The organism is Protofrankia symbiont of Coriaria myrtifolia (assembly GCF_900634755.1).
Classification (GTDB): Bacteria; Actinomycetota; Actinomycetes; order Frankiales; family Frankiaceae; genus Protofrankia; species Protofrankia coriariae.
The window spans coordinates 1-10,346 of sequence record NZ_CAAAFS010000267.1 but is presented as its reverse complement, the minus strand read 5'-3'; the positions used below and the strand labels follow the sequence as shown (position 1 = coordinate 10,346).

The following is a 10,346-nucleotide window of genomic DNA, read 5'->3' as shown; positions in this document are numbered from 1 at the left end:
TGTCCTGCGTGAGGGCATCTCAGCCGAGCCTGACAGGGAGAGGGGCCGGAGCCCCTTGCCATGGAGCTGTCATGGAGCCCCTCGCGGCGGATTTCCCCGCGACGGAGCTCGTCGTACGGAGCTCGCTGTGATGAAGCCCCTCCTGTGGGCTGCTTCCGCCGCGTTCCGCTGTGTGAGGCGGCCGGGTGATGTTCCACGCTGGCATGTACCGGGAGCCGCGGGATGAGGGGTTGTCGGCGTGGTGGTGGATGATGGGGATGTGATGTCGGTGCAGGGAGGCGGCCAGATGCGGACGACTGGAGACACGGGGGGTCGTTCCGGCCGTCAGCCACGGGATGGCCGCGGCCACTCGGATGGTTCGGCCGCGACCGTGGGAGTGGGCAGGTCCGCCGGGCGGACAGCCGCTCGCCGTACGGCGAGCGGCCGAGGGAAGGCGCCGACGGCGGCCAGCGCGGCAGCAACGGAAAGCCTCGCGGAGAAACGGTGGCGTGAGGCCCGCGAGGCTCGCCGTGCCGCCGGTGGGCGTCAGCACGTCCGCCAGGATCGGCAGGCCCGTGGTCAGGCAGCCCGCGGCCAGGCGACGGCAAACACCCGCGGTGAGAACGCCCGCGGCGACAGAAGCGGCTACGGGAGCGGCTACGGGAGCGGCTACGGGAGCACGGGCGGGTACGGCCGGGCGGCTCGCGGCATCGACCCGGATCGCCGCCCAGGCTGGCACGGCTCGAGCGAACGGGGCTCAGGCGCGCGATCCGCTGGTGCTGCTCGAGGCGGGTCGGGAATCCGGCCGAGCCGTCCCCATGATGATTCCGATCGCCGTTCGGCCCGCCCCGCGGGTACACGCAGTGAGTCACGACAGGGTGAATCACGACAGCCAGCAGGAAACCGCTACCCGGATCGCGGGGCAGGCGGCGGGAACGACAGCCGGGCCAGCGGCAACCGGGCCAGCGGATTTCAACGGTTCCAACCGTCGGCAGGCGGATCGCAGCCGGCGGGCTCCCGCCCCGACAGGCAGTGGTCGGCGGCGAAGAGAACCGAGGGAACGAACGCCCCGCGAGCTTCCCGACAGACCTTCTCGGGCTCTTCCGCAGGGCGCTCCTCCGCGCAGCGCTCTTCCGCGCAGTGGCGGGATGCCGCGCAGCCGTCACGTTCCTCTGCTGACTTCTCCGGTCGACGTGAGCCGGGCCGGCTTGGGCGGCCGTCCGGAGCCGGCCGTACCGGCGGGCCGCCACGCGGCGATGCCGAGCAGCGCGGTCGCGGCTCGGCCGGGCGCGTGCCCGGTACGGGAGCCGGCACCGGGCGTTTCGAACCGTCTTCGCAGACGCCGTCGCGTGGCGACCGGTACGGGCGGCCCGACCGGCGCCGTGACGATCGTCCCTCCACCCACGGCCAGAGACAGGGCCGTGGCGGCGGCCACGACGTCAGTGGCCGTACCGTTGGTGGCCCGGCCGCTGACAGTTCGCGCCGGACGCCGCCGCGGGGCACCTCCCGTCCGTCGGCCTATTCGTCGGCCAGCTCCGATCGTCGCGACGACAGCCGGACGTCCCACGCATCCGGCGGCGCCGACCGGCCGCTGACCGACCGGCGCGACGGGCCCGGCGGCGGATGGCGGGCGCCCAGCACCGAGTCGCGACCTGGCACCGCCTCCACGCGGGAATCCCGGGAGCTCAGGGACACCCGGGCGCGGGACCAGCACGGTTATGATCATAATGCTCGGGATGTCGCCGCCCGGCACTCCGGCACGGCCGGGCCGGGACAGGCCGCGGCAGGCCCGCGGGATTCCGCCCGCCCCCGAGGCGCCGACCGTCCGGGCGCCGCCCACACCCGGTCCGGTGAGCAGGGCACTGGCCGGCAGGACCACCCCGGGAAGAGAACCCCGGGACCGGACCGGCGGACATCGGGCACCGCCTCGTCGGCATCAGGTGTTCCAGCGGGGCGCGGGGGCGGCTCCAGGCCGTCGGTGTCCAGGCCGGGACGTGCTGGCGGTGCGGCCGGGACGGACCGTCGTGGTGCGACCGGTGCCGCCCACCGCCGTCCGCATGCATCGGCGGGTTCCCCGACGTCCCCGCATGGTGACGCGGGCGCCGGCCGGGGGGCTGGGCGTTCCAGCCGGCCGTCGGCGCCGGAGCTTCCCGACGAGGCCCGCGCCGAACTCCTCGACTTCGAGGTCACCCGGGAGCTGCGAGGTCTCGGCGCGTCCCTGGCCGAACCGGTGGCCCGGCATCTGGTGGCCGCGGGCATGTACCTCGAGGAGGACCCTGCGCTCGCGCTCGCGCACGCCCGCGCGGCCGCGGGACTGGCGTCCCGGATCGCCGTCGTCCGGGAGGCGGTCGGGCTCGCCGCCTACCACGCGGGGGAGTTCGCCACGGCGCTCGCCGAACTGCGCGCGGCACGCCGCATCGACGGGTCCCCGCGGCACCTTGCCGTGATGGCCGATGCCGAGCGGGGGCTCGGGCGTCCCGAGCGTGCCCTGCTGCTCGCCCGTGATCCGGGTGCGGCCGAACTCGACGAGGAGGCCCGGGCCGAGTTGCTGATCGTCCTGTCGGGCGCGCGGCGTGATCTGGGTGAGCCGGAGGCCGCGGTTCTGCTGTTGCAGGACGAGGCGGCCGCCGCCGGCGTGCGGCCGTGGAGCGCGAGGCTGTGGTACGCCTACGCGGAGGCGCTGCTGGCCGCGGGCCGTCCCACCGACGCGGCACGCTGGTTCGTCTCCGCCGCGACCGTCGACGACACCGAGCAGACCGATGCCGCGGACCGTGCCGCGGAGCTGGACGCCGCTGTGGAGTTGGACGCCGCGGAGCCGCCGGAAGGTGAAACCGCTCCTTCCGCTCAACCGTCATAGAGGACTGGCGGAGGCGCGGTATCCGGGTGGTCATCCCGGAGAAGGCCGACCAGGCCGCCCATCGGAAGAACAAGGGCCGCGGGGGGACGGGCTGTCTGCCACGACACCGGGCTCCACCGGGAACGGAACACCCTCGAACGTCTGAGCGGCACGGTGAAGGACTGGCGGGGTGTCGCCATCCGTTACGACAGGACCCCGGGCGGCTGTCTCGCGGGTCCCCAGTTCCGTGCCTCGATGATCTGGATCAGGGAGTTCACGTGAACCACCCCTCGATCACAACTCGATACGCGCCCTAAGCCGGTATGGTCCGCGTCGGGACGTGGGGAACGGCGGAGGCGGGATCAAAGCCCGCGAACGCCAGTCCGATGACGAAGCCCGCGACCTCCTCGAGCTGACGCGCGCGGTCCAACGGCCCCAGCACGGCTGGTATGCCACCGACGTCCCGGACGAGCTCGCTGGTGACCCGCAACGCCGCCGCGTCGTCACCGCAGATCGCCACCGTCGTCGCCTGTTTGCCGTCACTATCACCTTCAGTGACACCGTCAGTGCCAGTGACACCGTTGGTGGGAGGGCGTGTCCACTGCTCGGCTGGGAAGAGATGGAGCGCCTTCACGACGTGCGCTCCGGGCGCCAGCTCGGCGATCCGGCCCGCCGCCGAGCGGCCGTGCTCGGTGAGCAGCACGCCGACACCGTGCTCCACCGCGTTGGTCGGGTCGATCAACGGTGTTCCCGCAAGCCGACCGTCAGCCGCGTCGACGCTGCGCAGGACGTCCTCGACGCCAGCCCACAGCACGGCGAGCAGGACCGCGTCCCGCCCGGTGACGACCTCTCGTGGGCTGGCCGCGCGCGCCGCTCCGCCCAGGCGTTCGGCGAGCGCGTCCGCCTTGGCCCGCGACCGCCCGCCGATCACCAGCTCGTGCCCGGCGTGGGCCCAGCCTCTTCCCAGCCCCTCGGCCAGGGCTCCCGTGCCCAGGATCCCGATTCGCATGGTCCCTCCTCGTTCGCGCCGACGACCGCTTCGCGGGCGAGCGACCGCTGCCGCGGGCAGCCGGGCCGCTTCGAAGGCAACGGTAGGGAAGTCGTTACGCACCGATCGGTGCGCGTCGAACCTGCGACGATGGGGAGGATGAGCGAGCGCGGGCGCCACTGCGAGGAGCTGGTCGCGGACTGCCGCATCCGGGCGGCGACCGACCTGTTCGCCCACACCTGGGATCCTGTCGTGCTGGCGGCTCTCCGCCTGGGCCCCCGTCGGCGTCGCGAGCTGCGCGTCGCGATCGGCGGCATAAGCGACAAGGTCCTCACCGAAGCGCTACACCGGCTGTGTGGCCACGGCCTGGTGGACCGCCGTGCTTTCGCGCAGGCCCCGCCGCGGGTCGAGTACACGCTGACCTCGCTGGGACAGAGCCTGGTCGACGGCCCGATGAAGGCGCTCGGAGACTGGACACTCGAGCACGGCGACGAGTTGCTGGACGCTCAGGAACGCCGGCGGCTCGACGCGGGCGAGGGGGTCGTCAGCTGACGGTAGGTGCCAGATCACCTGTTGTTGGTGCCGGATCGCCTTTGGATCGTCTGTCGTCACGGGCCGATGGACGAGGGCCGGTCCGGTGCTGGGCCGGGCAGGGGCGTCATCGTCGCCGGGCATAGGCCGTCGACGACGGTTACGTGCGCGGACTGGGCGCGGCCGAGACCATCGACTGCCGCGACCGACACGACGGACGAGACGTTGCGTCGTCATCCCGAGGAGTCGACGCCGTCGGCAACCTCACGCTTCTATTGCAGGGGCGCTGGCTCGACGGTGGCCCGGCCATCGAATGCCCTGCGGGCGGTGGCGATCTTCTGGGCGTTTTCCGCGGACCATTCCGCAATTGCGCTGGTCAACTGTCCGGCGCCGACTCCGAGTTCAGTCAGTCCGTACTCCACCCGAGGGGGGACGGTGGGGTAGACCGTGCGGCTGACGAGTCCGTCTCGTTCCAATGCGCGCAGGGTCTGGGTGAGCATTTTCTGTGTGATTCCGTCGAGGAGGCGTCGGAGCTCGTTGAAACGCATCGGTCGGTCGTACCGGCGCAACGCGCCCAGGACGTACAGTGCCCATTTGTTGGCGAGGACTTCGATTACTGTACGCGATGGGCAGTCGCGGCGGTAGGTAGCGGCCCAGCTCGGGGAGGCACCTTCCAGGGCGGTATCCATGAGATACCTAGGTATCAGAGTAGTGCCTTCTATGCAAACAGGTACTGGCCCGCTGAGGATGAGTGGTCGCCACGGAATGACCACAACACATCCGAGGGGAGCACAGGGATGACCCGTATGCGCGCGATCAGCCAGCGTGTCTACGGCGGTCCGGAGGTTCTGGAGATCGTCGAGTACGACCGGCCAGTGCCCGGCCCGGGAGAGGTGCTGGTACGGGTGCGTGCGGCCGGGGTGAATCCGGCCGACTGGAAGATCCGAGCCGGGCTGGTGCGACGGTTCGGCGATCCACCGCTCACGCTCGGACTGGACCTCTGCGGAGTCGTAGAGACGGTCGGTGAACGGACGACCCGGTTCGCCCCGGGCGACGTTGTCTACGGGTGCTCATTTCCGCCCCGGGGCGCCTACGCGGAGTACGTGGCCGCGCCGACGGACGCACTCGCCGCCGTGCCGCTGGGCGTCGACCCCGTCCGGGCCGCCGCTCTACCGGTCGCCGCGCTCACCGCCTGGCAGCCGCTGGTGAACGTCGCTGCCGTCACCGCCGGGCAGCGCGTCCTCATCCACGCCGCCGCCGGCGGGGTCGGGCACCTCGCCGTACAGATCGCCAAGGCGCGCGGCGCATACGTCATCGGCACCGCCCAGAAGGGAAAACACGGGTTTCTGCGCGGCCTCGGGGCTGACGAGCTCATCGACTACACCACCGTCGATTTCGCTGCCGTGGCACGAGACATCGACGTCGTGCTTGATCCGATCAGCGACGACTACGGTCCCCGGTCCCTCGATACGCTCAGGCCCGGCGGGCTTCTCATCGATGTGCGGGGCACCGGCCCGGACCGCGGCGTGGTCCGGGAACAGGCCCAGGCCCGCGGCCTGCGGTTCGTCGAGTTCGGTTTCACCCCGTCCGGTGTCGATCTTGAGAGTATCGCCAAGCTGGTGGAACGTGGCCGCCTCAGGGCCGCCATCGACCGGGTTCTTCCGCTGCGCGACGCCGCGAAGGCCCACGAGCTCAGCGAAACCAACCGCGTACGAGGAAAGATCGTCCTTGTGCCCTGAGTGAGGTGATCTGCTGGCGGGTTCGGGATCATGGGAGGAGAAGGCCGTTGGCCGCGGGAGGACGGGTCGCCCAGAGGCTGTCGGCGAGCTCGACGAGCCGGTCGAATCCCTGGCACTGCTCAACCGCCGCCCGGACGTCATCCTCTACCGCGGCCCTGACCATGCATGTGGTGAACGGCTTCGGATGGATCACGTCCCGCTCGTTGTCGAGATCGTTTCTCCCGGCTCCGAGGCGCGGGACACCACCGCCGCCTTCCGGACCGCCGAGGCCGACCTCCTCGACGAGCTGCGCTCATGCGCGTCCGGTCAGGAACTGCTGGCCGGAGGATGGGATGGCGACGTGACGTCGGCCGCCAGCCTCGACGCCGAATCGGCTGTCCCAGGGCTCCACGGCGGCGCCTTCACCCAACTGCCGATCGCGGAAAGCCCGCAGCCGTCATGAGCATGACTCGGCGAAAGTCGGTCACCGGGCCGAAGACGCCGAGCGCCGGACAGGCCGAGCCGATCTCGGTCCTCCGCGCCGACGAAGAATCCTCAGCGTCGCCCGAGCCGGCGGGTAGCCACGCCGCCGCGAAGACGGTCGACGACACCGGTGTCCCACCACTGCCGGAACCGGTTGGACACCGTCGGCCAGGCACCGAACCCCCGGGGCATCTCCCGCCACTGCCCGCCGGTACGGAACCGCCAGACCACACCTCGAACCGCGCCCGCAACCGCTACGGATACGGGCCGAACCCGCCGATCGGCAGGTAGGGCTCGATAAACGCCTGCTCCTCGTCCGCCGGTTGTGCCCGCGTCACGCCCGACGGTCTACCCACTCAGACCCGCCGCACGAACGAACCCCACAGATCGATCACAATCCGATACGTACCCTAACGACCGGCGAACCAACGGCTCAGGGCACCGGCTGTTCGTCCAGCGGGCGGATCAGCAGGCCGCTGCGCGGCTTGGGGGTGAACAGGGTCGACTTGCGCGGTATCCGTTCGCCGGCCGCGGCCACGGCGGCGACGTCCGCGGCCGGGGTCGGGTTCAACAGCAGCGCGATCGCGGCATCCGGCGCCGCCGCGGCCGCCGCGGCGATCGCGGCAGCCGCGTCATGCTGGTAGTCGACCACACCCTCGGTGTCCGCCAGCCCCCAGACCTCTGTGATCAGCGCGAGATGCGCGACGGTGACGTCGAGCTGGCGGAAGGCGGCGGAGCGGTCCGCCGGCAGTGCATCGGCGAGCAGCACCGGGTCCGGATGTGCCAGCAGGAACGCCGCCCGGCCATCGGTGATCACGAAGGCGTGGCCGTCCTGGCCGGCCTTGGCCAGCTCGCTGAGCAGATACGCGCCCGCGGGGTCACCCACAGCGTCCAGCGGCTTCACCCGGAACGCCGTCCCAGCGCGGCGGACGGCCTCGGTGAGGGTCAGACCGCGCACGACCCGGTGGATCGCATGGACCTGCGGGCCGGACACCCGGGCGTCCACCAGGAAGGCCAGGCCGAAGTCCCAGGGGCCGGTGCCGTCCCCGGCCGCGTGGCGGTCGGCCTGGTAGCGGCGGTAGGTGGCATACCGGTGATGGCCGTCGGCGATCACCGCCCGCCGCCCGTACAGATCGTCGGCGACGGCGGCGAGCCGCTCCTGGTCGGTCAGCGCCCAGATGCGGTGGGAGACGCCGTCGTCGGTTGTCGTGGTCAGTAGCGGTGTGGTCGTCACCGTCTCGGCGACGATCCGGCTGGCGGCCCCGCCGCCCTCGTACAGCAGGAAGATCGGCTCGAGGTTCGCTCCGGTGGCCACGGTCAGGGCCAGCCGGTCGGTGACCGGCCCGGTCATGGTGTTCTCGTGCGGCAGGATGATCCCCGCGTCCGGGTCGGCCAGTGCCACCGCGCCGACCAGGCCCCGCTGGACGTGCCCGTCCTGGGTCTGCTCGTACACGTACAGCGCCGGGCGGTCGTCACGGCGCAGGACCGCGTCGGCGGTCCACACGCGCAGGGTGTCCGCGGCCCGCCGGTAGCGACTTCCCGGGGAGCGTTCGTCGTCGCGGGGGAGGATGAGCCGGACGGCGTTGTGCGGATGCCGTGCCTCCAGCGCGGTGACACCGGCGGCGTCGATCACGTCGTAGGGCGGGGCGGTCCGCGACGCCAGCTCCTCGCCGTCGTCCGCGGCATATCGCAGGGCCCGGAACGGCGCCAGGACCAGTCCGCCAGGTGAGGGTGGTGCCGGGGGGACGGGAGCAGCCATGCGGCGATCGTATGGGTCCGCCCGCCACAGACGCCGCCGACACCGGACGGGCACCGCCGACATCCGCCCCTGGAAGTTGTCTCTGCCTTGTGGAAGTGCCTCATGGACGCCACTGGCAGGGAGGAAACATCCGCCACTGTGGACGGGACGACGGGCGGCGGGGGCACTGAAATGGTACGCACCTCCACCGATCAGCGCGATCGGTGGGAGCGGGGACCGGTTTCCGGCGACACTGGGAGCTGGACCTCGGGCCACCGGCGTCCGGCCGCCGCAGGCGCCGACGCTGGCATATCGGAGGTTCGCCGGAGGTTCAGACGGGTACCGGGGCGCGGACGTCACCGGATCGCGGCACGGCAGGGAAACGCAGGAAAACGGGCAACCAGGAAGACCTGGGAAACCTGGGAAACCAGGCACAGGCAACGAGGGAGGCGCGGATGTCCGGCGGGCACGACGGACCGGTTGCCGGCGAGGGGAGCGGCCCCCGCGACGAGTGGCTGCCCGCGGGCCCGGGGCACATCCCCGACACCCCCACGCCCGACACCCCGGCCGCTGGCATCCCCGCTCCTGACGGTGACGGCGCGAACAGCGCGGAGGGGGCCGACACCGGCCTGGCCGCCACGGCTTCCGGCACCGGTGCCGCTGGTGCCGCTGGTGCCGCTGGTGCCGCCCAGCCGAATGGCAACAGCCCTGATGGCAGCCCTGGCGGCGAGGTCTACGACTGGTACACCCGGGGTGTCGCCCTGCTCGACCGGGGCAACGCCAACGCCGCGGTCCAACTGCTCGCCCATGCCGTGGCCGCCGAACCGGGTTCGCGCAGCGTCCGGGAGGCGCTGGCCCGAGCCCAGTTCGACGCCGGCCAGTACGGCGCGGCCCGGGAGAGCTTCGCCTGGATCGTCGCCCACGACCCGACCGACGACTACGCCCAGTTCGGGCTCGGCATGGCGGCCCGCCGCACCGGTGACCTGCGCGCGGCGGTGGAGCATCTGGCGCTCGCCGTCGCGATGCGCCCGGACCTCGGGCATTACGGGCAGGCGCTGCGGGGTGTGCGGGCCGCGCTCAACCGGCCGGTGCGGGGACGGCCGTGACCCACGGCCTGCGCCTGTCCGCTCAGCCGGCCAGCCCGGGTGAGCCGGGCGAGCGGGGCGAGCAGGGCGGGAGCGGGCCGCTGTCGGCGTCGCCGGCGCCGCTCGTCGACGTCCACGACGCCGCCCTGATGGACCTCGACGGGGTGGTGTACCGCGGGTCCGAGGCGGTGCCCCACGCGGCGCCGGCCATCGCCGCCGCCCGTGGACGCGGGATGCGGGTGGTGTTCGTCACCAACAACGCGCTGCGGACGCCGGCCCGGGTCGCCGAGCGGCTGCGTTCCTTCGGGGTGCCCGCGGCCCCGGCCGACGTGGTCACCTCCGCGCAGGCGGCGGCGCGGCTGCTCGCCGAACGCCTGCCGCGCGGGGCGGCCGTCCTGGTCGCCGGCGGGGAGGGTCTGCGCGAGGCGGTGCGGGACGTGGGCCTGCGGCCGGTGACGGCCGCGGCGGAGGAACCAGCCGCGGTGGTGCAGGGCTTCGATCCCGCCATCGACTACGCCCGGCTCGCCGAGGCCGCGCTCGCGATCCAGGCGGGAGTGCTGTGGGTCGCGAGCAACACCGACGCCTCGGTACCGACCGAACGCGGCCTGCTGCCCGGCAACGGCTCGCTGGTGGCGATGCTGCGGACCGCGACCGGGATGGTCCCGCTGGTGGCCGGCAAGCCGGAGCGGGCGTTGCACGAGGAGTCGGTCCACCGTGCCGGCGCCCGCTCGCCGCTGATCGTCGGTGACCGGCTCGACACCGACATCGCCTCCGCCGTCCGTTCGGGCACGCCGTCCCTGCTGGTGCTCACCGGGGTGACCAGCAGCGGCGAGCTCCTGCGCGCCGGGGCGCCGTACCGGCCGACCTATCTCGCGGCCGATCTGCGGGGCCTGTTCGTACGCCATCCGGGCACCCGGGTGTCAGTGCCAGCGTCGGCGCCGACTGCCGGTGACGGCTGTACCGCCGGTCCGGTGGACGGGGCGGGGCC

At 72.5% G+C, this 10,346-nt stretch carries 10 protein-coding genes and 2 pseudogenes; 7 read left to right on the top strand and 5 right to left on the bottom strand.

Annotated features, from left to right (window positions below; genetic code table 11):
- The first annotated feature begins 1,957 nt into the window (after positions 1–1,957).
- The gene (locus CM1CMNOD_RS23230) at positions 1,958–2,836 is read left to right on the top strand and encodes a tetratricopeptide repeat protein (protein ID WP_013874463.1); all 879 of its coding nucleotides are present in this window, start codon (positions 1,958–1,960) and stop codon (positions 2,834–2,836) included.
- 8 nt (positions 2,837–2,844) lie between these two features.
- Positions 2,845–3,097, top strand: a pseudogene (locus CM1CMNOD_RS23225) (IS5/IS1182 family transposase); the annotation flags it as partial.
- 31 nt (positions 3,098–3,128) lie between these two features.
- Here the strand turns inward: CM1CMNOD_RS23225 and CM1CMNOD_RS15070 are convergent.
- Positions 3,129–3,824, bottom strand: a complete 696-nt coding sequence (locus CM1CMNOD_RS15070) for an NADPH-dependent F420 reductase (RefSeq protein ID WP_013874462.1) — start codon at positions 3,822–3,824, stop codon at positions 3,129–3,131.
- A gap of 129 nt (positions 3,825–3,953) precedes the next feature.
- Here CM1CMNOD_RS15070 and CM1CMNOD_RS15065 point away from each other — a divergent pair, with 129 nt between their 5' ends.
- Positions 3,954–4,355, top strand: coding sequence for a winged helix-turn-helix transcriptional regulator (locus CM1CMNOD_RS15065; protein WP_013874461.1), 402 nt, complete (start codon positions 3,954–3,956; stop codon positions 4,353–4,355).
- Positions 4,356–4,606: 251 nt separating this feature from the next.
- Here the strand turns inward: CM1CMNOD_RS15065 and CM1CMNOD_RS15060 are convergent, their stop codons facing one another.
- Complete coding sequence (locus CM1CMNOD_RS15060; RefSeq protein WP_013874460.1) at positions 4,607–5,023, bottom strand: winged helix-turn-helix transcriptional regulator; 417 nt, start codon at positions 5,021–5,023, stop codon at positions 4,607–4,609.
- A 108-nt stretch (positions 5,024–5,131) separates the two neighbouring features.
- On the opposite strand from CM1CMNOD_RS15060, the gene CM1CMNOD_RS15055 reads away from it, so the two are divergent.
- Positions 5,132–6,073, top strand: coding sequence for an NADP-dependent oxidoreductase (locus CM1CMNOD_RS15055; RefSeq protein WP_013874459.1), 942 nt, complete (start codon positions 5,132–5,134; stop codon positions 6,071–6,073).
- A 28-nt stretch (positions 6,074–6,101) separates the two neighbouring features.
- On the opposite strand, the gene CM1CMNOD_RS21890 is transcribed toward CM1CMNOD_RS15055, so the two are convergent.
- Positions 6,102–6,266, bottom strand: coding sequence for a hypothetical protein (locus tag CM1CMNOD_RS21890; RefSeq protein ID WP_157491034.1), 165 nt, complete (start codon positions 6,264–6,266; stop codon positions 6,102–6,104).
- On the opposite strand from CM1CMNOD_RS21890, the gene CM1CMNOD_RS15050 reads away from it, so the two are divergent.
- On the top strand, positions 6,258–6,515 hold the full coding sequence (locus CM1CMNOD_RS15050; protein ID WP_043603815.1) for a hypothetical protein: 258 nt from the start codon (positions 6,258–6,260) through the stop codon (positions 6,513–6,515). The genes CM1CMNOD_RS21890 and CM1CMNOD_RS15050 overlap by 9 nt on opposite strands.
- A 92-nt stretch (positions 6,516–6,607) precedes the next feature.
- On the opposite strand, the pseudogene CM1CMNOD_RS24490 reads toward CM1CMNOD_RS15050, so the two are convergent.
- Positions 6,608–6,796, bottom strand: a pseudogene (locus tag CM1CMNOD_RS24490) (transposase); the annotation flags it as partial.
- A 172-nt stretch (positions 6,797–6,968) separates the two neighbouring features.
- Positions 6,969–8,294: a DUF1015 domain-containing protein gene (locus CM1CMNOD_RS15040; protein WP_043603809.1), complete on the bottom strand. Its 1,326-nt coding sequence runs from the start codon at positions 8,292–8,294 to the stop codon at positions 6,969–6,971.
- Between the two features lie 434 nt (positions 8,295–8,728).
- On the opposite strand from CM1CMNOD_RS15040, the gene CM1CMNOD_RS15035 reads away from it, so the two are divergent.
- Positions 8,729–9,379, top strand: coding sequence for a tetratricopeptide repeat protein (locus tag CM1CMNOD_RS15035; protein ID WP_013874456.1), 651 nt, complete (start codon positions 8,729–8,731; stop codon positions 9,377–9,379).
- Positions 9,376–10,346 (top strand): HAD-IIA family hydrolase (locus tag CM1CMNOD_RS15030; protein ID WP_131774048.1); only part of this gene is annotated, 971 nt, incomplete at its 3' end. The genes CM1CMNOD_RS15035 and CM1CMNOD_RS15030, both read left to right, overlap by 4 nt.

What these genes read in the sequence shown, in the direction of transcription:
- CM1CMNOD_RS15035 (WP_013874456.1), top strand. Translation starts at nt 8,729, where the DNA reads ATGTCCGGCGGGCACGACGGACCGGTTGCCGGCGAGGGGAGCGGCCCC.
- CM1CMNOD_RS15065 (WP_013874461.1), top strand. Translation starts at nt 3,954, where the DNA reads ATGGGGAGGATGAGCGAGCGCGGGCGCCACTGCGAGGAGCTGGTCGCG.
- CM1CMNOD_RS15050 (WP_043603815.1), top strand. Translation starts at nt 6,258, where the DNA reads ATGGATCACGTCCCGCTCGTTGTCGAGATCGTTTCTCCCGGCTCCGAG.
- CM1CMNOD_RS15055 (WP_013874459.1), top strand. Translation starts at nt 5,132, where the DNA reads ATGACCCGTATGCGCGCGATCAGCCAGCGTGTCTACGGCGGTCCGGAG.
- CM1CMNOD_RS15040 (WP_043603809.1), bottom strand. Translation starts at nt 8,294, where the DNA reads ATGGCTGCTCCCGTCCCCCCGGCACCACCCTCACCTGGCGGACTGGTC.
- CM1CMNOD_RS15060 (WP_013874460.1), bottom strand. Translation starts at nt 5,023, where the DNA reads ATGGATACCGCCCTGGAAGGTGCCTCCCCGAGCTGGGCCGCTACCTAC.
- CM1CMNOD_RS15070 (WP_013874462.1), bottom strand. Translation starts at nt 3,824, where the DNA reads ATGCGAATCGGGATCCTGGGCACGGGAGCCCTGGCCGAGGGGCTGGGA.